General features: G+C 70.6%; 12 protein-coding genes and 1 pseudogene. 7 read left to right on the top strand and 6 right to left on the bottom strand.

Annotated elements, in window-relative coordinates:
• Positions 1–253: 253 nt before the first annotated feature.
• The 3 genes and pseudogenes from ACGFNK_RS16700 to ACGFNK_RS16690 form a co-directional block, all read left to right on the top strand.
• Positions 254–8371, top strand: a complete 8118-nt coding sequence (locus tag ACGFNK_RS16700) for a type I polyketide synthase (protein WP_393416439.1) — start codon at positions 254–256, stop codon at positions 8369–8371.
• The gene (locus tag ACGFNK_RS16695; RefSeq protein ID WP_393416437.1) at positions 8368–9873 is read left to right on the top strand and encodes a tryptophan 7-halogenase; all 1506 of its coding nucleotides are present in this window, start codon (positions 8368–8370) and stop codon (positions 9871–9873) included. The genes ACGFNK_RS16700 and ACGFNK_RS16695 overlap by 4 nt, the downstream gene beginning before the upstream one ends.
• Positions 9827–10024 (top strand): annotated as a pseudogene (locus ACGFNK_RS16690) (DUF1905 domain-containing protein); the annotation flags it as partial. The gene ACGFNK_RS16695 and the pseudogene ACGFNK_RS16690, both read left to right, overlap by 47 nt.
• An 84-nt stretch (positions 10025–10108) precedes the next feature.
• On the opposite strand, the gene ACGFNK_RS16685 reads toward ACGFNK_RS16690, so the two are convergent.
• From ACGFNK_RS16685 to ACGFNK_RS16665, 5 genes are all read right to left on the bottom strand, one after another.
• The gene (locus ACGFNK_RS16685) at positions 10109–11923 is read right to left on the bottom strand and encodes an ABC transporter ATP-binding protein (RefSeq protein ID WP_393416435.1); all 1815 of its coding nucleotides are present in this window, start codon (positions 11921–11923) and stop codon (positions 10109–10111) included.
• A 410-nt stretch (positions 11924–12333) separates the two neighbouring features.
• Entirely contained in the window at positions 12334–13524 is a 1191-nt protein-coding gene (locus ACGFNK_RS16680; RefSeq protein WP_393416433.1) for an ABC transporter ATP-binding protein, read from the bottom strand.
• 42 nt (positions 13525–13566) lie between these two features.
• Entirely contained in the window at positions 13567–14400 is an 834-nt protein-coding gene (locus ACGFNK_RS16675; protein WP_393416431.1) for a carbohydrate ABC transporter permease, read from the bottom strand.
• Positions 14400–15359: a sugar ABC transporter permease gene (locus ACGFNK_RS16670; RefSeq protein ID WP_328766685.1), complete on the bottom strand. Its 960-nt coding sequence runs from the start codon at positions 15357–15359 to the stop codon at positions 14400–14402. Before ACGFNK_RS16670 ends, ACGFNK_RS16675 begins: the two co-directional genes overlap by 1 nt.
• 70 nt (positions 15360–15429) lie before the next feature.
• Positions 15430–16650 (bottom strand): ABC transporter substrate-binding protein, encoded by a 1221-nt coding sequence (locus ACGFNK_RS16665; RefSeq protein WP_386336034.1) that lies wholly within the window; start codon positions 16648–16650, stop codon positions 15430–15432.
• An 824-nt stretch (positions 16651–17474) separates the two neighbouring features.
• Between ACGFNK_RS16665 and ACGFNK_RS16660 the strand changes: the two genes are divergently transcribed.
• The 4 genes from ACGFNK_RS16660 to ACGFNK_RS16645 all read left to right on the top strand — a co-directional run bounded on the left by ACGFNK_RS16660 (position 17475) and on the right by ACGFNK_RS16645 (position 21964).
• Positions 17475–18578 carry a sugar ABC transporter substrate-binding protein gene (locus ACGFNK_RS16660; RefSeq protein ID WP_393416428.1) on the top strand — a complete coding sequence of 368 codons (1104 nt, stop codon included), beginning with the start codon at positions 17475–17477 and terminating at the stop codon, positions 18576–18578.
• 113 nt (positions 18579–18691) lie between these two features.
• Complete coding sequence (locus tag ACGFNK_RS16655; RefSeq protein ID WP_386336037.1) at positions 18692–19468, top strand: ATP-binding cassette domain-containing protein; 777 nt, start codon at positions 18692–18694, stop codon at positions 19466–19468.
• Positions 19465–20745, top strand: a complete 1281-nt coding sequence (locus ACGFNK_RS16650) for a sugar ABC transporter permease (RefSeq protein WP_393416425.1) — start codon at positions 19465–19467, stop codon at positions 20743–20745. The genes ACGFNK_RS16655 and ACGFNK_RS16650 overlap by 4 nt, the downstream gene beginning before the upstream one ends.
• Before the next feature lie 13 nt (positions 20746–20758).
• The gene (locus ACGFNK_RS16645) at positions 20759–21964 is read left to right on the top strand and encodes an ROK family protein (RefSeq protein WP_393416423.1); all 1206 of its coding nucleotides are present in this window, start codon (positions 20759–20761) and stop codon (positions 21962–21964) included.
• Between the two features lie 351 nt (positions 21965–22315).
• Here the strand turns inward: ACGFNK_RS16645 and ACGFNK_RS16640 are convergent, their stop codons facing one another.
• The gene (locus ACGFNK_RS16640; protein WP_393416982.1) at positions 22316–22969 is read right to left on the bottom strand and encodes a 3-oxoacid CoA-transferase subunit B; all 654 of its coding nucleotides are present in this window, start codon (positions 22967–22969) and stop codon (positions 22316–22318) included.
• Positions 22970–22980 lie beyond the last annotated feature (11 nt).

Genomic DNA, 22980 nt, shown 5'->3' with positions numbered 1-22980 from the left:
CGACAGTACGGACCGTCGGACGCCGCAGGACTCATCGCGGCTCGCGGGATCCCTCGGACGGAAGATCCCAGGCCGCTGCCGCAGCACCAGGTGCAACTCGTCCCAGAGAGGGAGGCGGCTTCCCCTGGTATGACGCAACGCCGTTCGTAGAAACATTCGATCATCCCGCCGACCCGGCCTTACGCTCAATACCGTTGCTCTGCAAGGGGATTGACGGCGGCCGTGCTGCGACACGTGCCGGAGGGGCGGGTACATGACGCGGGACGAGCTGATCCGGCCGTTGCCGGAACTGCTGAAGGCGCATGCCGAGAGGTCACCGTTGCGCGTGGCGTACGCCGACGACGAACGGGGCGTCACCTACGCCGAGTTGGAGCGGCGCACCGGTCGGCTGGCCGCGTATCTCGCGGGGGCGGGTGTGCGGCGCGGGGACCGGGTCGCGATCTGCCTGGGCAACTGCGTGGAGATGGTGGAGAGCGTCCTCGCCACCGTCCGGGCGGCGGCGGTTGGCGTCCCTCTCAACCCCCGGTCCTCGGACGCCGAACTCGACCACTTCCTGGAGGACAGCGGGGCCTCGGTCGTCGTCACCGACCGCGCGCACCTCGCCCGGCTGCACCGCGCGGGTGCCGTGCCCGGCCGTATGCGCGTCGTGCTCACCGGTACGGATCCGGTCCCGTCGGACGCCCCCGAGGGCACGGTTCTCTTCGAGGAGGTGGCCGAGGCGGAGCCCGCCGTGCCGCCCCGGGACGACCTCGGGCTCGACGAGCCGGCCTGGATGCTCTACACCTCCGGCACCACGCACCGGCCCAAGGGTGTGCTGTCCACGCAGCGCGCGGCCCTGTGGTCGGTGGCTGCCTGTTACGCGCCGATCTTCGGGCTCTCTCCCGAAGACCGGCTGCTCTGGCCGCTCCCGTTGTTCCACAGCTTCGGGCACTCGCTGGCGATCCTGGGGGTCACCGCGGTCGGCGCGAGCGCCCGGATCACCGGCGAACTGCTGCCGCCCGGGGGCCTGTTGAGGGAGTTGCGCACACCTCACGCATCCCTCGGCGGCTCCTACACCGTCCTGGCCGGGGTGCCCGCCGTCTACCACCAGTTGGTGGCGTCGGCGGCCGAGGACACCTCGCCCGTGGCGGGTCTGCGGACGTGCGTCGTGGCCGGCGCCCCGAGTGCGCCGGCCCTGCGGCGGGCGGTGGAGGATCTTCTGGGGGCGCCGCTGCTCGACGCGTACGGCAGTACCGAGACCTGCGGAATGATCGCGGTGAACCGGCCGGACGGGCCGAGGGTCGACGGGTCCTGTGGGCCGCCGGTCCCGGGGATGGACGTACGGCTGGTCGATCCGGGCTCTGGCAACGATGTCGCGGACGGCGACGAGGGCGAGATCTGGGCGCGGGGTCCGAGTCTGATGACGGGCTACCACAACCAGGCCGAGGCGACGGCGGCCGCGCTGCGGGACGGCTGGTACCGCACCGGTGACCTGGGGCGGCGCGTCGCACATGGCCATCTCACCCTTACCGGCCGGGTCAGCGAGCTGATCATCCGGGGCGGGGAGAACATCCACCCCACCGAGATCGAGCAGGCCCTGCTGCACTGTCCCGGCGTGCGGGACGCGGTGGTGGTGGGCAGGCCGCACGACGTCCTCGGGGAGGTCCCGGTGGCCTACGTCGTTCCGGGACCGGACGGGTTCGACCCGCGGCGGGTCCTGGCCGCGTGCCGGGGGCGCCTGGCCGCGTACAAGCTGCCCGTCGAGATCCACGAGATCGCGGCCGTCCCGCGTACGGCGTCCGGCAAGATCGCCCGCCACGCGGTCCTGCCGGACCTGGCCCGGCCGGCGCCCGAGGTCCGCCCCGCCTCCCCGACGGCGGCCGAGGGTGCCCTGCGCCGACGGCTGCTCGCCCTCCCGCAGGAGGGGCGGGAACGCGCCCTGCGCGAGGCGGTGCTCGCGGAGACGGCGGGGGTGTGCGGTGAGGGACCGTACGAACGGCTCGACGCGGACCGCCCGTTCACCGATCTCGGGCTGACGTCCGCGGGAGCCGTCACGTTGATCGACCGGCTCGGCGAGGCGACCGGGCTGCGGCTCCCCTCGACGCTGATCTTCGACCACCCCACTCCGGCCGCCCTGAGCCGGCACGTGCACGGCATTCTCTTCACCCCGGCGCCCACAGCTGTGCCGCACCTCGCCGCGGGAACAGGTGCGGACGACCCCGTGGTGATCGTCGCCATGGGCTGCCGTTACCCCGGCGACGTGCACTCCCCCGACGATCTGTGGCACCTGGTGACGGAGGGCCGGGACGCGATCTCGGGCTTCCCCGCCGACCGGGGCTGGGACCTGCCCGCCCTGTACGACCCCGACCCGGACCGGATCGGCACCTCATACACCCGCAGCGGCGGATTCCTGCACCGGGCCGCGGAGTTCGACGCGGGCCTGTTCGGGATCTCGCCGCGCGAGGCGCTGGCCATGGACCCGCAGCAGCGGCTGCTGCTCGAGACCTCGTGGGAGGTCTGGGAGCGGGCGGGCATAGCCCCGGCGGCGCTGCGCGAGAGCGACACGGGTGTGTTCGTCGGTGTGATGCACGGGGACTACTCCGCCCGCCTGACGCGGAACGAGCTGGAGGCCCATCTGGCCCTGGGCTCGGCGGGCAGCGTGGCCTCCGGCCGGGTCTCGTACGTGTACGGCCTGCGCGGGCCGTCGATCACCCTCGACACCGCGTGCTCGTCCTCGCTGGTGGCACTGCACTGGGCGGCCGGGGCGCTGCGCTCCGGCGAGTGCTCCCTGGCCCTCGCCGGCGGCGTCACCGTGATGGCGACGCCCAAGGCGTTCACGGCCTTCAGCCGACAGCGCGCTCTCTCGCCCGACGGCCGCTGCAAGTCGTTCTCGGCCTCGGCGGACGGCACCGCCTGGGGTGAGGGCGCGGGACTGGTGCTGCTGGAGCGGCTGTCCGACGCCCGCCGCAACGGCCACCCGGTCCTGGCCGTGCTGCGCGGCTCCGCCGTCAACTCCGACGGCGCGTCCAACGGCCTGACGGCACCGAACGGCCAGGCCCAACAGCGCCTGATCACACGGGCGTTGGCCGACGCCGGACTCAGCGCGGACGACGTTGACGTGGTGGAGGCACACGGCACGGGCACCACGCTCGGCGACCCCGTCGAGGCGGGGGCCCTGCTGGCCACCTACGGACAGCAGCGGGCCGAGGACCGGCCGCCGCTGTGGCTCGGCTCGGTCAAGTCCAACCTGGGGCACACCCAGGCGGCCGCCGGTGTCGCCGGGGTCATCAAGATGGTGCAGGCCATGCGGCACGAACAGCTCCCGCGCACGCTGTACGCGGAGGAACCCACCCCGCACGTCGACTGGTCGGCAGGCCGGGTGGAACTACTGGCCGAGTCCCGCCCCTGGCCGGTGACGGCCTCCCGGCCGCGCCGGGCCGGCGTGTCCGCCTTCGGCATCGGCGGGACCAACGCCCACGTGATCCTGGAGGAGGCCCCGCGGCCGCCCGACACCGGACCGGGCACCGCAGAGGTGCCGGTGCCGTGGCTGCTCTCCGGTGCCGACGAGGCCGCCCTGCGGTCCCAGGCCCGCCGTCTCGCCGTCCACTTGGCGGCCCGGCCCCACCTGTCGTCCACCGACGTCGGCTTCTCCCTGGCCGTGTCGAGGTCCCCGCTCGCCCACCGGGGGATGATTCCGGCCGACGACCGGGCGCGGATGCTGACCGCGCTGGAGGCGCTCGCCGACGGCACGGGCGCGGAACGTGCCGTCGCCGATACCGGCGTCCGTACGGCCTTCCTGTTCACCGGCCAGGGCTCTCAACGTGCCCGTATGGGTGCGGAGTTGCGTGCCGCGTTCCCCGCCTTCGGCTCGGCCTTCGACGAGGTCTGCCGGGCACTGGACGGCCGCCTGGAACACCCTCTCGACGTGGTGCTGTCCGCGGAGCCGGGTGCGCCGGAGGCCGCCCTGCTCGACCGTACGGACTTCACCCAGGCCGGTCTGTTCGCGTTCGAGGTGGCGCTGTTCCGGCTGCTGGAGTCCTGGGCAGTGCGCCCCGACTTCCTGGCGGGGCACTCCGTGGGGGAGCTGGCGGCGGCCCATGTCGCCGGAGTGCTGGACCTGGCCGACGCGGCGGAACTCGTCGCGGCCCGGGGCAGGTTGATGCACGCCCTGCCCGACGGCGGTGCGATGGTGGCGCTGCACGCGACGGAGGAGGAAGTTCTCGCCGTACTCCCCACGCTCGGCGACCAGGTGGCGATCGCCTCGGTCAACGGGCCACGTTCGGTGGTGATTTCGGGAGTGGAGGACGCGGTGCTGGCCGTGGCGGCCGAGTTCGAAGCGCGAGGTCGCAGGACCGTACGTCTGCGCGTCGGCCACGCCTTCCACTCGCCACTCGTGGAACCGATGCTCGACGACTTCCGCCGGGTCGCCGAGGGGCTGACCTTCCGGCCGCCGCGGATCCCGGTCGTCTCGGCCGTGTCGGGCCGCCCGGCCGGGGCCGGGGAACTGTGTTCGCCGGAGTACTGGGTGAGGCACGCCCGTCTGCCGGTGCGGTTCGCCGACGCCGTGCGATGGCTCGGGGACAACGGGGTGTCGGCGTTCCTGGAGATCGGCCCGGGTCCCGCGCTGACCGCCGCGGCCGAGGACTGTCTGACCGGCCCGGACGACGAGGGCCCCGACCCGGTGTGTGCCGCCGCCACCCGCGGTGGCGATCCCGAACCGAAGACCCTGCTCGGCGCCGTGGCCCGGCTCCATGTGCGCGGAACGCGCGTCGCCTGGCCCGCCGTGTTCGCGGGCAGCGGTGCACGGCACGTGGACGACCTGCCGACGTACGCCTTCCAGCGGCAGCGGTACTGGCTGGACGCGCCACGCACCACCGTCCCCGCCGTGGATCCGCACGAACACCCGCTGCTGGGCCCGGCGTTCGCCGTGCCGGACACCGACCGGACGGTGCTCTCCGGCCTGCTCTCCACCACCACCCACCCGTGGCTCGCCGACCACGTCATCGGTGGGACGGCCCTGGTCCCCGCGACGGGCTTCGTGGAGATGGCCGTACGGGCGGGCGACGAGGTCGGCTGCGGCACGCTCGACGAACTCGTGGTCCTGGCCCCGCTGATCCTGCCGGCGACCACGGGCGTTCGCGTCCAAGTCGTCGTGGGCCCGGCGGACGACTCCGGCCGGCGCCCGGTCGACTGCTACGCCCGGCCCGCCACGGACGACTCCGAACCCGGCTGGACCCGGCACGCCACAGGGCTCCTCGGCGGCACGGACACCGCCCGGCCGGAGACGGAACCGGCGGTGTGGCCACCGCAGGACGCGACCGAGGTCGACCTCGCCCACGCGTACGACAGCCTCTCGGACGGCGGCCTCGCCTACGGCCCGGCCTTCCGGGGCGTACGCGCGGCCTGGCGGCGCGGCGACGAAACGTTCGCGGAAGTCCGCCTGCCCGACGTCGAGTTGGGGCGCACCGACCGGTTCGGGATCCATCCGGCGCTCCTGGACGCGGCCCTGCACGCCCCGCTCCTCACGGGCTCGGCACCCCACTCCGACACGGTCCGGGTGCCGTTCGCGTGGAACGGCGTACGCCTGTACGCGACGGGTGCGTCGGAGGTACGCGTACGGATCACTCCGGGCGGGACGGACACGGTCTCGGTCACCCTGACCGACCCGTCGGGGCGCCCGGTGGCGCACGTGGACTCCTTGACCACGCGTGCACTCCCCGCCGAGACGGTCGAATCGGCGGCCGACGTCGTGCGCCGGGCCCTGTTGCGCCCCGAGTGGACCGCGGTCGATGAATCGGAGGGCGAGCGGCGGCCCGTGGCGGGCGGACGCTGGGCGCTGGTGGGCCCGGACGAGCTGGACCTGCGCGAGTCGCTCCCCGACGTCGTGGGGACCGACGCACCCGAACCGGACACCGTCGTCGTCACGGCCGTCGGCGGCGGCCCGGTGACGGATGCCGATCCACTGACCGCCGTACACCGGCTGACCGGCAGGGTGCTCCGTACCCTCCAGGACTGGCAGGACGACCCTCGGACGGCGGGCTCCCGGCTGGTGGTGGTGACGCGGGACGCGACCGCACCCGACCCGGATCCGGCCGGGGCTGCTGTGTGGGGGCTGGTGCGTGCGGCACAGGCGGAGCTGCCGGGGCGTGTCGTCCTCGTCGACGTGGACGGGCGGCCGGAATCGCTGCGGCTGCTCCCTGCGGCGGTGGCCGGCGATGAGAGCCAACTCTCTGTTCGCAAGGGGCGCTTGGCGGTGCCGCGCCTGATCGGCACCGGCGACCTCTCCGCCCGGAGCGGCAGCTTCGGGCCGGACGGCACGGTGCTGATCACCGGCGGTACCGGCGCGCTGGGCGCGGAAGTCGCCCGCCATCTCGTGGCCTCCCACGGCGTACGGCACCTGCTGCTCACCGGTCGGCAGGGGCCACAGGCGCCGAATGCCGAGGAACTGCGCGTCATGCTGGAGGAGTTGGGTGCCGAGGTGCGGATCGTGGCCTGTGACGCGGCCGACCGCGCCGCGCTCGCCGAGGTGATCAAGGGGTGCTCGCCCGCGCTGACCGCCGTGGTGCATGCGGCGGGGGTGCTCGACGACGGTGTCCTTGCCGCGCTGACACCCGAGCGGATGGCGGCGGTGCTGCGACCGAAGGCGGACGCGGCCTGGCATCTGCACGAGCTGACCCGGGACCTGGACCTGTCGGCGTTCGTCCTGTTCTCCTCGGTGTCCGGCCTGCTGGGCCGCGCCGGCCAGGGCAACTACGCGGCGGCGAACGTCTTCCTGGACGCCCTGGCCCGGCACCGCTCCCGACTGGGGCTGCCCGCCGTGTCCTTGGCCTGGGGACCGTGGGAGCACGGGGCCGGCATGGCCGGTGGGGACGCAGGGGTCCTGAGCCGGACGGCTGGTGCACGTGCGGGGGCAGGGGTCCCGAACCGGGCGGCCGCTGATGTGCTCCGGGCGCTCTCCGTGGAGCAGGGCCTGGCCCTGTTCGACGCGGCGCTGCGCGCGGGCGAGCCCGTGCTGGCGCCGATCCTGCTGGACCGGGGGGCTCTCAGGTCCGCCCGGGGACCCCTGCCGCCGCTGCTGCGCGGACTGGTGCCGCCACGCAGGCCGGCCGCCGGAACCGGGGATGGTGCCGGTACCGACTCTTCGCCCGGTGCGGAGCAGCTCTCGGAGCCGGGTGCGTGGCGCAAGGTGCTGGCCAGGCTACCCGCCGCCCAACGGGAGGACGCCCTTGCGGAGTTGATGAGCGCCGACGTGGCGACGGTTCTCGGCTACCCGGACGCCGACGCGCTGCCTGCCGGCAAGTCCTTCGCCGAGTTGGGCTTCGACTCCCTGATGGCGGTCCAGGTCCGCAACCGGCTGAGCATGGCCCTGCGGCTGAGGCTGTCCGCCGCCGTGGTGTTCGAGCACCCGACGGCCCGGGGGCTGGCCCGCCACGTACTCGCTCTGCTGGACGACCTGCCGGACGTCGCACCGGAACCGGAGCGCGCGCCTGCGGACGACCGGCCCGCGCAGACGCTCTCCTCGCTCTACCGGCGGGTCTGTGAGGCCGGGCACGTGGTCGCGGCGATGCACATGCTGGTCACGGCCTCCTGGGCGATGCCGACCTTCGGCCCGGACGCCGGCCGGGAGCACGCCCTGCCTCCGCTGCGGCGCGCCGACGGTTCCCATGAGGGACCGGTACTCGTCTTCCTCACCGGGTACCACCCGCCCTTCGCCGCGCCCGGTGGTGAATTCGCCGGATTCCACGCCCACTTCCAGGGCGAACTGGACGTCCTCGAACTCCCGCACCCCGGCATCGGAGCGGGCCGCGCCGTGCCGGCCGACCGGGACACGCTCGCCCGGACGCACGCGGAGACGGTGCTGCGGCACGTCGGCGACCGGCCCTTCGTGATCGTCGGCGTGAGCACCGGAGGCGCGGTCGCCCACGCGGTGACCCGGCGACTCGAGACCATGGGGAGCCCGCCCGTCGGACAGGTGCTGCTCGACACGTACCTCATCAACGACGGCAACAGCGACAAGGACTGGCTGCTGTCCCTGCCCGCTGTGATCGCGCCGCGCCTGGGCGGGAACCAGTTCACCGGGGACGAGGACACCGGGGTGGCGGCGCTGGGCGCGTACACCCGCATGTTCCTGGACTGGGAGCCGGAGCCGGTCGCCACCCCCACCCTGCTGGTTCGGGCCACCCGGCCGACGCCCGCGATGGAGGCGGGCGCGGCCCCGGACGAGTGGCGGACCTCCTGGCCGCTGCCGCACACCCGTGTCGATGTCCCCGGCGACCACTTCTCGTTCATGCGGGAACACACCCGGACCACGGCGGCGGCCGTCCGCACCTGGATCAATTCCCTCGGCCGCACGGAGGCTCCGTCGGCGCCGACCGCAGAAGGAGAGCAGTGAACCCCAACCATGGGACAGGAGAGACCTGGGAGAGCGAGGAGTTCGACGTGATCGTCGTGGGCGGCGGCCCGGCCGGTTCGACCGCCGCCACGGCCGTCGCCCTGCGGGGCCACCGCGTCCTCCTGCTGGAGCAGCAGACGTTCCCCCGGTACCAGATCGGCGAGTCGCTGCTCCCGTCCACCGTGCACGGGGTGTGCCGCATCCTGGGCGTCGAGGAGGAGGTCGCGCGGGCGGGCTTCAAGCCGAAGCGCGGCGGGACCTTCCGTTGGGGCCGGAACCGGGACCCGTGGCAGTTCTCCTTCGCCCTGTCCCCGCGGCTGGCCGACCCGACCTCGTTCGCCTACCAGGTCGAGCGGTCCCGGTTCGACGCGATCCTGCTGGACAACGCCCGCCGGGTCGGCGTCGACGTACGGGAGAGCTGCCGGGTCAAGGGCGTACTCGCCGACGAGGAGCGCGTCAGGGGCGTCAACTGGACGGGCCCCGCCGGGGAGATCCGCGAGGCCCGGGCCCGTTACGTCGTGGACGCGTCCGGCAACGGCAGCCGGATCCACGGCGAGGTCGGCGGCAGGCGGACGTACTCCGACTTCTTCCGGAACATCGCGGTGTTCGGCTACTTCGCCGGCGGCGCGCGGCTCCCGAAGCCGAACGACGGCAACATCTTCTGCGCCGCCTTCGACGAGGGCTGGCTCTGGTACATCCCGCTGAGGGACGACCTCACCAGCGTCGGAGCGGTGGTCGGCCGGGACAACGCCGCCGCGATCCAGCAGGACCCGGTGACGGCCTGGCGCGGGCTGATCGACTCCTGCCCGGAGGTCCAAGACCTCCTGCACGGGGTGCCGCAGGCCACCGAAGCGCCGTACGACCAGGTGCGGGTCCGCAAGGACTGGTCGTACTGGAAGTCACGGTTGTGGCGGCCCGGCATGGTGCTGGTCGGCGACGCGGCGTGCTTCGTCGACCCGGTGCTGTCCTCCGGGGTGCACCTCGCCACGTACGGCGCCCTGCTAGCGGCCCGCTCCATCAACAGCGGCCTCGCCGGAACGCTCGACGAGGGCCGCCTCTTCGACGAGTTCGAGGCCCGCTACCGGCACGAGTACGGCCTGTTCCACGAGTTCCTGGTCTCCTTCTACGACATGCATCAGGACGAACGGTCGTACTTCTGGAAGGCACGCAAGGTCACCCACGTCGACTCGACGGAACTGGAGGCGTTCGTCGACCTGGTGGGCGGACTGGCCTCCGGCGACACGTCCCTCGCCGGGCCCGGACAGGCGGGTGCCCGGCTGACGACCACCGCCTCGGAACTCGACCAGGCCGTCGGCCGGCTCCCGGACTCCGACGGCCTGCGCAATCCGCTCTTCGAGTCCGCCTCGATCCGCCAGGTCTTCCAGGAGGGCACGGTCCTGCAGGAACGGGGCCTCTTCGGCGGCCCGTTGGAGGAGGAGACCCCGCTGCGCCCCGGTGGTCTGGTGGCCTCGGAGGACGGACTCACGTGGGTGGCCGAGTGAACCTTTGCGACCGGGCCGGGAGGCGATCCCGGTCGAGGCCCGGATCGGCGGAATCGACTTCACCACCTCGCAGTTTCCGAAGGACCGCGCCTACCTGTTGCCGCTCAAGAACGCCGTGCGCAAGCCGCGGGGCTTTGCGGCGGACGACTACGTGACCGTGGAGACCGTCCTCCTCGGCACCTGGAGGGCTGACGGCGGACGGCTGTTCGCCCTCGGCCAGCCCCCTGGCTCGTGTTCACAGCAGGTCGGCCCGGGCGGGGCTGTCGTCGAGGAAGCCGCCCGACTGGTGCTGCCACAGCTTCGCGTAGGCGCCGTCCGACGCGAGGAGTTCCTCGTGCGTTCCCTGCTCGACGATCCGTCCGCGGTCCAGGACGACGAGCTGGTCCATGCCCGCGACGGTGCTCAGCCGGTGCGCCACCACGAGCGCCGTGCGCCCCTCCATGAGCCGCCACAGCGCTTCCTGGACGAGGAGTTCGCTCTCGGAGTCCAGCGCGCTGGTCGCCTCGTCGAGCAGCAGGATCGGCGCGTCGCGCAGGATCGCCCTGGCGAGGGCGACCCGTTGGCGCTGTCCGCCGGACAGCTTGATGCCACGCTCGCCCACCATGGTGTCGAAGCCGTGCGGCAGCACGTCGGCGAACTCGGTGACGTGCGCGGCCTCGGCGGCGCGGCGGATCTCGGCGTCGGTGGCGTCCGGCCGGGCGAACGCGATGTTGTCCCGCAGCGTGCGGTGGAACATCGCCGGGTCCTGCGGCACATAGGCGATCAGGCTGCGCAGGTCGGCCTGGCGCAGCCTGCTGATGTCCTGACCCCCGATCAGGATCCGGCCGGCGTCGATGTCCGTCATCCGCAGCAGCAGCCGGGAGAGTGTGGTCTTGCCTCCGCCGGACCGGCCGACGAGACCGATCTTCGTCCCGCTGGGCACGGTCAGGTGGAGGCCCTTGAAGAGCGTCTCCGCTCCCGCGTGCGCGAACGTCACCTTGTCGAAGCAGACGTCGGCGCCGCCGGGCAGCAGCGGCTCCGGCGAGACGGGGTCGAGTACGGTCGGCGGGGTCAGCAGCAGTTCGGTGAACTGCGCGGCCTCCGTCATCGAGCTTTCCAGCCGCCGGTAGATCTGGTTGAACTCGAACATGATCCGGGTCGCGTTGGTGTAGTACGTGAAGGCGACCACGACCGCCTCCACGCCGTTTCCACCCCCGCCGAGCGTGACCGCGAGCAGCAGGCCCAGCACGTTGGTCAGCACGGACAAGGGCGCGACCAGCGTGTCGATGCGCAGGTTGCCGTAGTCCCACGACAACAGTGAGAGCCGCCGTGACTCCGCGACGCGGGAGCGGTGTTCCGCGGCCTCACGTTCCTCAGCGGCGAACGCCCGGACCGTGTCCATGTTCATCAGGCTGTCGGCGACGTGACCCGACACCCGGGCGATCGCCGCCTCGCGCTGACCGACGAGCACCTGGCGGCGCCGGATGAGGGGCGCCACGCACAGCGCCGTCACCGCGATCATCACCAACAGCCCGACGACGAGGAGCGGTTCGTAGCGCCACAGGACCACCGCCCCGAACAGCAGCGGCACGAAGTTGGCCACGACGTTGAACGTCAGCGTGTCGACGAACTGCTCGAAGCGGGAGGCGAAGCTCAGCACCCGCTTGGTCAGCGACCCGGCGAAGTTGTCGTGGAAGAAGGCGGCGTCCTTGGCGAACAGCTCGTCCATGCCGACGATGTACAGGTGCTCGATGCCGAGGGCGTCGAGCCGGTTCAGGCAGTGCAGGCCGATGCGCCACAGCGCCTCCGCGAGCAGCATGACTCCGGCGAAACCGAGGACGTAGGGCAGCGCCGAGCCGACGGTGCTGCCGGCGTCGTCGGCGATACGGCCGACGAGCTTCGCGACGACCAGCGGCGCGATGTAGTAGAGGCCGATGTTGCCCAGTGCGGGCAGCAGCATGCCCGGCACCGTCAGCCGCCGGAGCCGGGCCAGTTCCCGTCCGTAATGACGAAGCGCGAGGAGCACCGGGCCCTTGCCCGGCGGGACCTCGCGCGATGCAGGCGATTCCATCCCCATCCTGTGTTGTCGTACGGCAGCCCGCCAGGTGCTTTCCAGCGGGCAGGTGCCGTGGTCTTCGCCCGCGCACGGCATCGGTTCGCGCGAGTGCATCCGCTCGGGAGTCCTCCGAGAGGAAGGACACAAAGAGTGGCGCCAACGTCACTGTACGAATAGAGCGGACCGGGAAGGGAGTGTCCCGCGACGGCGTACGCGGCGTCCAGGCATTTTTCTCGGCCAGCCCGTGCGCAAAAGGGTCCCCACAGGCTCTCGCCTGCGAAGACCCTTCGCGCTGGCGGGACGACAATGTGGTCGCTCAGGGCGTCGGAATGGGGTGTCTCAGGACATCGGCATGACCTCGCGGGCAGGGTCGGGCGATGCCGAAGAGGCGTCAGGTGATCACTGCTGTCGTCGTTCGTGCGTCGTCAGTCCGCCCTCACTGGATGCGTAAGGTTCGCTCCGGTCGCCGGGTCGAACACGTGAGCCTTGGCCATGGCGACCTGCAGCTCTACCGGTTCGCCCTCGCGGGCACGCGTGGCGGCGTCCAGGCGGGCCACGATTTGCTGGGCGGCCTGGGCGCCGGTGTCACGCAGCCCCGAGTCCGTGGCGAGCTCCTCCAGTTCAGTTGTCGTCGCGGGCCCGCCCTCCGATGTGAAGTAGACGTACACATCGGAGCCCAGTGACTCCAGTACCTCCACGGTGGCGGTGAAGGCCGGGCCCGTCCGGTCCCGGTCGTGCGCCAGGGCAGCGTCCTCGAATGCCTCCGGTCGCAGCCCGATGATGACCTCGCGGGGCGCGTTCTGCCGTTCCAGTGCCTGCCTCATACGGTCGTCGAGGGGCAGATCGCCTACGGGAGAGCGCAGGACGCCGGCCTCCAGGGTGGCGTTCAGGAAGTTCATCGCCGGGGAGCCGATGAAGCCCGCGACGAAGATGTTGCGCGGGGAGTCGTACAGCTCGGCGGGTGCGCCGATCTGCTGGACCAGACCCTGCCGCATGACCACGACCCGGTCGCCGAGCGTCATCGCCTCGGTCTGGTCGTGGGTGACGTACACGGTGGTCGTGCCGAGACTCCGCTGCAGCCGGGAGATCTGAGTGCGCATCTGTACCCGGAGTTTGGCGTCCAGGTTGGACAACGGCTCGTCCATCAGGAACGCCTTGGGGTCACGGACGATCGCCCGCCCCATGGCCACCCGCTGACGCTGGCCGCCCGAGAGGTTGGCGGGCTTGCGGTCCAGGTGCTCGGTGAGGTCGAGGATCTGGGCGGCTTGCTCCACCTTGGCGTTGACGGTGGCCTTGTCCACCTTGGCCAGGCGCAGCGGGAACCCCATGTTCTCCCGGACGTTCATGTGCGGGTACAGGGCGTAGCTCTGGAACACCATGGCGACGTCGCGTTGCTTGGGAGCGAGGTCGTTGACGACTCGGTCTCCGATGCGCAGGGTGCCCTCTGTGATGTCCTCAAGTCCGGCGATCATGTTCAGGGTGGTGGACTTGCCGCATCCGGACGGACCGACCAGGATCACGAACTCGCCGTCGGCGATGTCGAGGTCCACGTCCTTCACGGCGAGGGCCCCGTCGGGAAAACGCTTGGTGACTCCCTCAAGGATGATCTCGGCCATGGGTGGTGCCTCCTTGCCTTCATGCCTTCCGGGTCGGCCCGTTCATCCCTTGACTGCCCCGGAGGTCAGTCCGGCGACGATCCGCCGCTGGAAGAACAGGACGAAAACGATGATCGGGATGGTGATGACCACAGCGGCGGCGGCGATCGACCCGGTGGGCTGCTGGAACTGCGAGCTCCCGGTGAAGAACGCGATCGCGGCGGGCACGGTGCGCGCGGACTCGGTGGACGTCAGCGAGATCGCGAACAGGAAGTCGTTCCAGCAGAAGATGAACACGAGAATGGCGGTGGTGAACACGCCCGGTGCGGCCAGCGGCACGATGACCATCCGGAAGGCCTGTGCGGGGGTCGCCCCGTCGACCTTGGCGGCCTTCTCCAGATCCCAGGGGATCTCCCGGAAGAACGCCGACAGGGTGTAGATCGCCAGCGGCAGGGAGAAGGTCATGTACGGGATGATCAGCCCGACCCAGGTGTCGAAGATCCCGATGATCCGCTCGATGTTGAACAGCGGTGACACCAGGGAGATCGGGGGGAACATGGCGATCAGCAGTGACATGCCGATGAGCACCCTCTTGCCGGGGAAGCGCAGCCTGGCCACCGCGTAGGCGGCCATGGTGCCCAGCGCGACCGCGATCACCGTGGCGATCAGGGCGATACCGATCGAGTTGATCAGTGCGCGGGTGAACTCGGAGGTGTCGAAGATGCCCCGGTAGTTCTCCAGGGTCCAGTCCCTGGGGATGTAGTTGCCGTCCGTGAGGGTGCTGGGATCCTTGAACGACAGCGCGGCGATCCACCACACCGGGAACAGGGCGTACAGCACCACCACCACGTTCATGACGCCCCATCGGGCGGCATGTGTCTTTCCTACTGCGGCCATCAGCGCTTCACCTCCGCGCCCGGTGCGGCGGCGCCGAACAGTTTGACGAAGGTGAAGGCGATGATCGCGACGCAGATGAAGATCAGCACCGAGATCGCCGACCCGATGCCCAGGTTCAGCGCGGTGAACAGGTTGTCGTAGCCGAGGATCGACAAGGAGCCCGTGTCCTGGGCGCCGGCGGTCAGGATGTAGATGTTGTCGAAGATCCGGAACGCGTCCAGGGTGCGGAAGAGCAGTGCCACCAGGATGGCCGGTTTCATCAGCGGCAGCATGATCTTGGTGAAGCGCTGCCAGGCGGTGGCACCGTCCACCATGGCCGCCTTCAGGGTCTCCTCGGGCACCAGCGCGAGGCCCGCGAGCAGCAGCAGGGCCATGAACGGCGTCGTCTTCCACACCTCGGCGAGGATGATCAGCCACAGGGCGGGCCATTGCTCGGTCAGGGGGGCCTCTCCGCTGGGCAACAGCTCGGCGAGGTAGCCGAGCTCCGGGGTCCAGGCGTACTGCCAGGAGAAGGCGGCGACGACGGTGACGATCCCGTACGGGACGAGGACTGAGGTGCGTACGGTGCCGCGCCAGAAGATCGTGCGGTGCATCACCAGGGCGAGCCCCATGCCGAGGACCAGTTCGATCGCCACGGACACGGCGGTGATGAACAGCGTGACCCAGAAGGCGTCCCACCAGAACGGGGAGGACAGCACCGCCCCGTAGTTGCTCAGGCCCACGAACTCCGCCCGTCCGGGGAAGCGCAGGTCGTACCGCTGGAGGGACAGATAGACGGCGTACCCGATGGGGTAGGCGGTCACGGCGATCATGACGACGACGGCGGGCGCGCAGAGCAGCCAGCCGAGCCGCCGCTCCTGCCTGGCGCCCGCCGAGAGTGCCGCCCGGTCCGGCCCTGCCTGCTGCGTCTCCGCCTCGGGGGGCGGCGGAGCTCCGGCCGGTTGCGCCCGCGTGCTCATCTCGGGCCGTCCGAGGACGAGGCCCGCGCACCGCGGCGCCGGCTGACGAAGTGGTGCGGGAGGAGGTGGTTCACGGGATCACACCCTCGGATCGCAGGGCATCGTCGATCTGTTCCCTGATGGTGTCGACCGAGCTCTCCGGTGTGATCCCGGACGGCGGAGACAGCGTGTGGGAGACCGCGATCGACACGTTCTGGTAGGCCGGAGTGAGCGGGCGCACGCTCGCCGATTCCAGGGCGGCCAGCACTTCCCTGGAGAAGGGGTACTCCTTCATGAACGCGGGCTCGTCGTAGAGGGCTCGCAGGGTGGGCGGCAGGCCGCCTTCGAGGGCGGCGGTGAGCTGGTTCTCCCGGTTGCGCAGGCACAGCGCCGCCTCGAAGGCCAGGTCGGGGTGGCGCGAGTAGGCGCTCACCGCCAGATCGATGCCGCCGATGGTGGGCCGTGCCGGGCGGTTCGCGTCGACCCGGGGGTACGGCGCCCAGCGGAAGTTCTTGAACAGTGCGGGGTTGTTCGCCTTCATCGACGGATAGACGAACGGGTAGTTGAGCTCGAATGCCGCCACCCCCGACTCCATGGCGAGGCGGTTCTGGTCCTCCATCTGGTTGGGCAGGGAGGGGTCCGCGGCCGGGGACTTCGCCAGATCACGCATGATCCCGGCGGCCCGCGCGGCAGGAGCACCGAGGGAGGGCTCGGTCGCGCTCGCGTTGAGGATGGAACCGCCCGCACTGTTGATCAGCGTGTTGAACCAGACGGTCAGGCCCTCGTACTGGGCACCCTGGATCTCCACGAAGTGCGGTTTGCCCTGCCGGGCGAGGGCTCCGGCCATGTCCAGCATCTCGGCCCAGGTCCTGGGTGGGGTGGGCACCAGGTCCTTGCGATACCACAGCAGTTGGGTGTTGGTGTTGTACGGGACTGCGTACAGCTTGCCCTTCCAGGTCGAGGTCTGCAGCGGTACGCGCAGCGTGCCCTCGACAGCCTGCTGCTTCGCCGCCCCCGTCCATTCCCGGATCCAGCGCGCCTCGGCGAACTCCGCCGCCCAGGTGACGTCCAGGCCCAGGATGTCGAGCGAGTCGTCCTCGGCAGCGAGTCTGCGTACGAGCTGCTGGCGCTGACCGTCCGCGGCACGCGGAAGCTTGTTGTAGCTGATCGTGTAGCGGCCGCCCGATGCCTGGCTGCACCGGTCGGCCGCCTTCTGCAGCGCACCGGAGTCGTCGGGGAAGTTGTACCAGTTGAGGATGGGTCTGTCGGAGCCCTCGTCACTGCCACAAGCGGCGAGCGCCGACGCCAGCAACGGCAGTACAGCGAACGCCCGCAGCCATCGCGTCCCTCTGGGACGTCCCTTCTGACCCGAAACGGGCCGGCAGCCGCACCTCGCGTGCACGCGCTCCACACCTCGCTTCCGGACGGTGGTACGGGACTCGGACCTCGCAGCGTTTCCCTCCCGGCGAACACTAAAGGCCACATAAGTCACCATCAAGGACATATCGCCCTTAATCACCAACGCGGCCCCACCAGTGGGGCCGACTCGGCGAACCTGCGGACAGGGAAGGGGGACGATCAACTTCGGCAACTTCCGCTGCTCTACGGCAGGGTGCGCGATCTGTTCGTGCGTAGACACCCCAATAGGCCGAAGGTCAGAGCCACCCCAGCCCGCAAGGTGGATCACTCCACAGAGCTCCCGCCGTCCGGCTCCCGGTACCGGCCCAGCTCCGGCCCGGTCGTGATGCACACGGGCACACCAACGCGCGCGGGCACGGATGCGGTCACGACCGTGGAAGCACCATCGGCGCGGACACTCCGCGCCACGCGGCCCTACGGGCCACAGCACGACCGGCCATCGCACGGCCCCATGCCCTCTCCGGGTTCATGGCGCACAGGAGGCAGTGAGGCCGCCGTATTTCGACAGCGTCACCTAATTGTTATGGCGGATGACAAATAGCACCTCCCGCACTCTGGCGCACGGGTTCCGGAGCGCCGTAAGTTCCCGCTCACAACATTCAGCCGGGCGGATCACCCGACACCCGGCAATTCCCCCGAGAGCGCGCTTCTCGCCTTCCTTCTCACCACCCTCGTACGTCCGGTCGTCCGGCCGTAACACCAGAAAGGACCCTGCCCATGCGCAAGGGACTCCTCCTCACAGCCGCCTCGGTGACGCTGGTCAGCTCGCTCACCGCCTGTGGCGGCTCCTCGTCGAGCGACAGTGACTCCGGCTCCGGCTCCGGCTCCGACGCCAAGCCGAAGATCGGTGTGATCCTCCCGGACAGCAAGTCCTCTGCCCGCTGGGAGACCGCGGACCGCAAGTACCTCTCCGAGGCGTTCAAGGCGGCGGGCGTCGAGTACGACATCCAGAACGCGCAGGGCGACAAGCAGGAGTTCCAGACCATCGCGGACCAGATGATCACCAGCGGCGTGAACGTCCTGGTGATCGTGAACCTGGACAGCGGCACGGGTAAGGCGGTTCTGGACAAGGCCAAGGGGCAGGGCGTCGCCACGATCGACTACGACCGGCTCACCCTCGGCGGCTCCGCCCAGTACTACGTGAGCTTCGACAACACCGCAGTCGGCAAGCTGCAGGGCGAGGGCCTCAGCAAGTGCCTGAGCGACATGAAGGCCAAGAAGCCCATCGTCGCCACGCTCAACGGCTCCCCGACAGACAACAACGCCACTCTCTTCGCCGAGGGCTACAACGGCGTACTCGACCCGCAGTACAAGTCGGGCGACTACGTGAAGGGCCCGGACCAGTCCGTCCCGGACTGGGACAACGCCCAGGCCGGCACCATCTTCGAGCAGATGCTCACCAGCGAGCCCAAGATCGGCGGTGTGCTCGCCGCCAACGACGGTCTCGGCAACGCGGCCATCGCCGTCCTGCGCAAGCAGAACCGCAACGGCGAGGTCCCGGTCACCGGCCAGGACGCCACCGTGCAGGGCCTGCAGAACATCCTCGCGGGCGACCAGTGCATGACCGTCTACAAGGCGGTCAAGAAGGAGGCCGACGCCACGGCCAGGCTCGCCATCTCCCTCGCCAAGGGCGAGAAGGGCGAGACGAACGCGACCGTCGAGGACCCCGAGGGCAAGCGCAAGGTCCCGTCCGTGCTGGAGACGCCTGTGGCCATCTACAAGGACAACGTCAAGGACGTCGTGGACGACGGCTTCGTCACCAAGGAAGAGCTGTGCACGGGCAAGTACGCCGCCCTGTGCGCCAAGGCCGGCATCAAGTAGCCCTGACCGGCCGACCGGACCTTTGCCCCTGGTCCGGTCGGCCCGACCGCGGGCCCCGGGGCTCCCACCTCCCCGGGACCCGCGACCTCACGACCGTTAAGGAGCCGTCTTCCATGACAGCGACCCCGATCCTTCGACTGCGCGGGATCGACAAGAGCTTCGGCGCCGTGCAGGTACTGCACGACGTGTCCTTCGACGTCCACCCTGGGGAGGTGACCGCCCTCGTCGGAGACAACGGCGCGGGCAAGTCCACCCTGGTCAAGTGCATCGGCGGGATCCACCCGATCGACGGCGGCGAGTACTGGTTCGAAGGTGAGCAGGTCCAGGTGCACAGCCCGCGTGAGGCGGCGGCCATGGGCGTCGAGATCGTGTACCAGGACCTGGCGCTCTGCGACAACCTCGACATCGTGCAGAACATGTTCCTCGGCCGCGAGAAGCGCCGGGGACTCGTCCTGGACGACGCGACGATGGAGGAGATGGCCGCCCAGACCCTCGAAGGGCTGTCGGTCCGCACCGTCAAGTCCATCCGCCAGCAGGTCTCCAGTCTCTCCGGCGGCCAGCGGCAGACCGTGGCCATCGCCAAGGCCGTGCTGTGGAACAGCAAGGTCGTCATCCTGGACGAGCCGACCGCCGCGCTCGGTGTCGCCCAGACGGCACAGGTTCTCGAACTGGTCCGGCGGCTGGCCGACAACGGTCTCGCCGTGGTCCTGATCTCGCACAACATGAACGACGTCTTCGCGGTGTCCGACCGGATCGCCGCCCTCTACCTGGGCCGGACGGCCGCCCAGGTCAGCACGTCGGACGTGACGTACTCCCAGGTCGTCGAACTCATCACCTCAGGCCGCAGCGGGGACCTCGGCCTCGCCCACAGCAACGGAGCCACCGCATGACCGCCGCAGTCGCCCCCGAGAAGCCGGAGCTGCCGCGCAGTCCCGGGACGTCGAAGAAGAACGGAGCGGCCGGGGCCGCGAGTCTGCGCTCGGTCGCCCGGAACTACGTCGAGCGGGTACGGGGCGGCGAGTTGGGCGCCCTCCCCGCCGTACTCGGCCTGATCGTCCTGTGCGTGTTCTTCGCCGCCCTGCGCCCGGTCTTCCTGTCCGAGCTGAACTTCGCCAACCTGCTGACCCAGGGCGCGGGCAGCATCGCCATCGCCATGGGCCTGGTCTTCGTCCTCCTCCTCGGCGAGATCGACCTGTCCGCGGGGTACGCCAGCGGGGTCTGCGCCGCCGTCCTGGCCATCCTGCTCACCGACCACGGATGGCCCTGGTACGGCGCGGCCGGCGCGGCGATCCTCAGCGGCACGGTCATCGGCCTGCTGCTCGGCCTGCTGGTGGCGAAGGTCGGCATTCCCTCCTTCGTGGTCACCCTGGCCGCCTTCCTCGGGTTCCAGGGCATCGTGCTGATGCTGCTGAAGGAAGGCACCAACATCTCCATCCGGGACCAGACGATCCTGGCCGTCGCCAACAACAACCTCTCCCCCGCGCTGGGTTGGGTACTGCTCTCCGTCAGTGTCGGGGCGTACGCGGCGATCCAGCTCCGGAAGAACCGCAATCGCCGGCGGCGCGGGCTCGCCCCCGCTCCACTCACCCTGCTCGCAGTCAGGATCGGCGGCATGGCGGTGCTCGGTGCGATCGCCGTCCACCTGCTCAACCAGGAGCGCAGCCGCAACGTCATAGTCGACTCGCTCAAGGGCGTGCCCATCGTGGTGCCGGTCATCGCCGTCCTGCTCGTCGCCGGTACGTTCCTGCTCCAGCGCACCTCGTTCGGCCTGCACATCTACGCGGTGGGCGGTAACGCCGAGGCGGCCCGCCGGGCCGGCATCAACGTGGCAGCCATCCGGGTCTCCGCGTTCGTCATCTGCTCGTCCCTGGCCGCGGTCGGCGGCATCATCGCCGCGTCCCGGGGCAACTCGGTCGACCCCAACACCGGTGGCAGCAACGTGCTGCTGCTGGCGGTCGGCGCCGCCGTGATCGGCGGGACGAGCCTGTTCGGCGGGCGGGGCAGGGTCGTTGACGCCGTGCTGGGCGGCATGGTGGTCGCGGTCATCCAGAACGGCATGGGCCTGATGGGGTACAGCTCAGGGGTCAAGTACGCTGTCACGGGTTCGGTTCTGCTGGTGGCCGCAGGCGTGGATGCGCTGTCCCGTCGCCGGGCCGTACAACGATGAGGTCTGGGACTCCATGAAAGCCGGTCCCTCGCAGGAGGAGATTCGCCGGCACAACCTCGGCACCCTGCTCCGTCATGTGCACATCGGCGGATCCATGTCGCGGGCCGTCCTGGCCGAGCGCATGGGACTCAACCGCAGCACCATCCTGGGTCTGGTGAGCGAGCTGGGCTCGGCCGGCCTGGTCCGTGAGGAACTGCCCCGTGAGACCGGCAGGGCCGGCCGGCCGTCCCTGGTCGTACGGCCCGAGTCCGACCGCGTGTACGTCCTCGCCTTCGACGTGGGCGTGGACCGGCTGGCCGCCGCGCGCATCGGCCTGGGCGGGGTCTTCCTCGACCACAGGGAGATCCCCATGCTTCCCGGCCGTCGCGACGCCGGCAAGGTGGCCGAGGTCCTCGCCGGCTCCGCGCTGGAAATGGTGAGCACAGCACGGCACGGCACCTACTGCGTCGGCGTGGCCGCCGCCGTCCGCGGGATGGTGCGCCGACCCGACGGCCTCGTCCGCGCCGCCCCCTACCTCGGATGGGAGGACGAGGAGTTCGGCGACGACCTCATGCGCCGGCTGGGCCTCGGCCTTCCCGTCTCGGTGGGTAACGAGGCCAGTCTCGGTGCGCTCGCGGAGCATCTGCGCGGTGCCGGGACCGGCTGCCAGGACCTCGTGTACCTGCATGGCGACATCGGCATCGGCGGCGGTGTCATCACCGGTGGCCAACTGCTGGGCGGCGACTGCGGATACGGCGGCGAGATAGGGCACATGATCGTCAACCCGCGGGATGGCAGGCCCTGTGGGTGCGGGGCGCGCGGCTGCCTCGAAGCCGAGGCCGGGGAGCGCGCCCTGCTGGAGACCGCGCAGCGCGACCCGTCGGCCACCGGCCGGGAAGCCGTACGCGCCGTCGTCGAAGCGGCCGACCGGGGCGACATCACCGCCCGCGCCGCCCTGCACGACGTAGGCGACTGGCTCGGCATCGGCGTCGCCAACCTGGTCAATGTGCTCAACCCGCGCACGGTCATCTTCGGCGGGACGCTCCGCGAGGTGTTCCTCGGCTCGGCCGCCCGGATCCGCAGCCGTATCAACCGCCTTGCCCTCACGGCCTCCCGCGAGAACCTGCGGCTGCGAGTGGGGGAACTCGGCGACGACGCGGTGCTCGTCGGAGCCGCCGAACTCGCCTTCTCCGAGATCCTGGTCGGCCCTCTGGAGACGCTGGCCCGCGCCGGTGCATAGCCAGTACGGCGACGCGAACGGCACGATGGCCGGACCGCGGCGCGTACCCCGGATCGCGTCCATGACATTCACTACCGCCGGCCAGGCGATCCGGCGCCCGGCGGCCTGGTGACCCGGCGACCCGCTCGACGGCCTGGTGCAGCTTGGTGGCCATGTTCAGCTTGCTGGTCAGGCCGCTGCGGGAGCGACCGAGTCCCGAGTCATTCGGCTCGACGGTGATCCCGCCGGGTGGCTCCTCTTGCAGATCTGCGCTTCATAGGGTGCGTCATCGGAATCACGTAGCACGGTGCCGAGCGTCAAATGAGGTTCACGGCCGTGGTGCGCAGTCTTCCTCGACCGCGCCGTCCGTGATCACGCCACTCTTGAGGTACTCCCGATTCCTGCGGCTGCCGCTGCAGACAGCTGCAGCGGGGCGCCGGTCTTCGCCCGAACCTCCTCCTCGGTGACACCCGGAGCGAGTGCCCTCAGTAGCAGGCCATCCCGGCTCACATCGATGGTGGCGAGATCTGTGATGATGCGGTCGACCACGCCGGCAGCGGTCAGCGGCAGCGTGCAGTCGTCGACGATCTTCGGGCTTCCGTCCTTGGCGACGTGGTCGGTGAGCACCACGATCCGGCGGGCGCCGACCACGAGATCCATGGCGCCGCCCATGCCCTTCACGAGGGCACCGGGGATGGTCCAGTTCGCCAGGTCGCCCTTGGCACTCACCTGCAGGGCACCCAGGATGGCAATGTCGATGTGGCCACCGCGGATCATGCCGAAGGACGTCGCGGAGTCGAAGTAACTCGCACCGGGGTTGACGGTGACCGTCTGCTTGCCCGCGTTGATGACGTCGGCGTCCTCTTCTCCCTCCCAGGGGAACGGGCCGAGACCGAGGATGCCGTTCTCGCTCTGCAAAGTCACCCGGACGCCGTCGGGGATGTGGTTGGCCACGAGGGTCGGAATGCCGATGCCAAGGTTTACATAGTTGCCGTCGTCGAGTTCGGCGGCCGCGATCGCGGCCATCTCGTCACGTG

Source organism: Streptomyces sp. NPDC048825, from assembly GCF_043198355.1.
GTDB classification, from domain to species: domain Bacteria; phylum Actinomycetota; class Actinomycetes; order Streptomycetales; family Streptomycetaceae; genus Streptomyces; species Streptomyces xiangluensis.
Note: the sequence above shows the minus strand (reverse complement) of the source record. Positions and strands in the feature narration are given on the sequence as shown.

Excerpts from the sequence above, each read along its gene's own strand:
- ACGFNK_RS16700 (WP_393416439.1), top strand. The coding sequence starts at position 254 with ATGACGCGGGACGAGCTGATCCGGCCGTTGCCGGAACTGCTGAAGGCG.
- ACGFNK_RS16685 (WP_393416435.1), bottom strand. The coding sequence starts at position 11,923 with ATGGAATCGCCTGCATCGCGCGAGGTCCCGCCGGGCAAGGGCCCGGTG.
- ACGFNK_RS16680 (WP_393416433.1), bottom strand. The coding sequence starts at position 13,524 with ATGGCCGAGATCATCCTTGAGGGAGTCACCAAGCGTTTTCCCGACGGG.
- ACGFNK_RS16675 (WP_393416431.1), bottom strand. The coding sequence starts at position 14,400 with ATGGCCGCAGTAGGAAAGACACATGCCGCCCGATGGGGCGTCATGAAC.
- ACGFNK_RS16670 (WP_328766685.1), bottom strand. The coding sequence starts at position 15,359 with ATGAGCACGCGGGCGCAACCGGCCGGAGCTCCGCCGCCCCCCGAGGCG.
- ACGFNK_RS16660 (WP_393416428.1), top strand. The coding sequence starts at position 17,475 with ATGCGCAAGGGACTCCTCCTCACAGCCGCCTCGGTGACGCTGGTCAGC.
- ACGFNK_RS16655 (WP_386336037.1), top strand. The coding sequence starts at position 18,692 with ATGACAGCGACCCCGATCCTTCGACTGCGCGGGATCGACAAGAGCTTC.
- ACGFNK_RS16650 (WP_393416425.1), top strand. The coding sequence starts at position 19,465 with ATGACCGCCGCAGTCGCCCCCGAGAAGCCGGAGCTGCCGCGCAGTCCC.
- ACGFNK_RS16645 (WP_393416423.1), top strand. The coding sequence starts at position 20,759 with ATGAAAGCCGGTCCCTCGCAGGAGGAGATTCGCCGGCACAACCTCGGC.
- ACGFNK_RS16640 (WP_393416982.1), bottom strand. The coding sequence starts at position 22,969 with ATGGCCGCGATCGCGGCCGCCGAACTCGACGACGGCAACTATGTAAAC.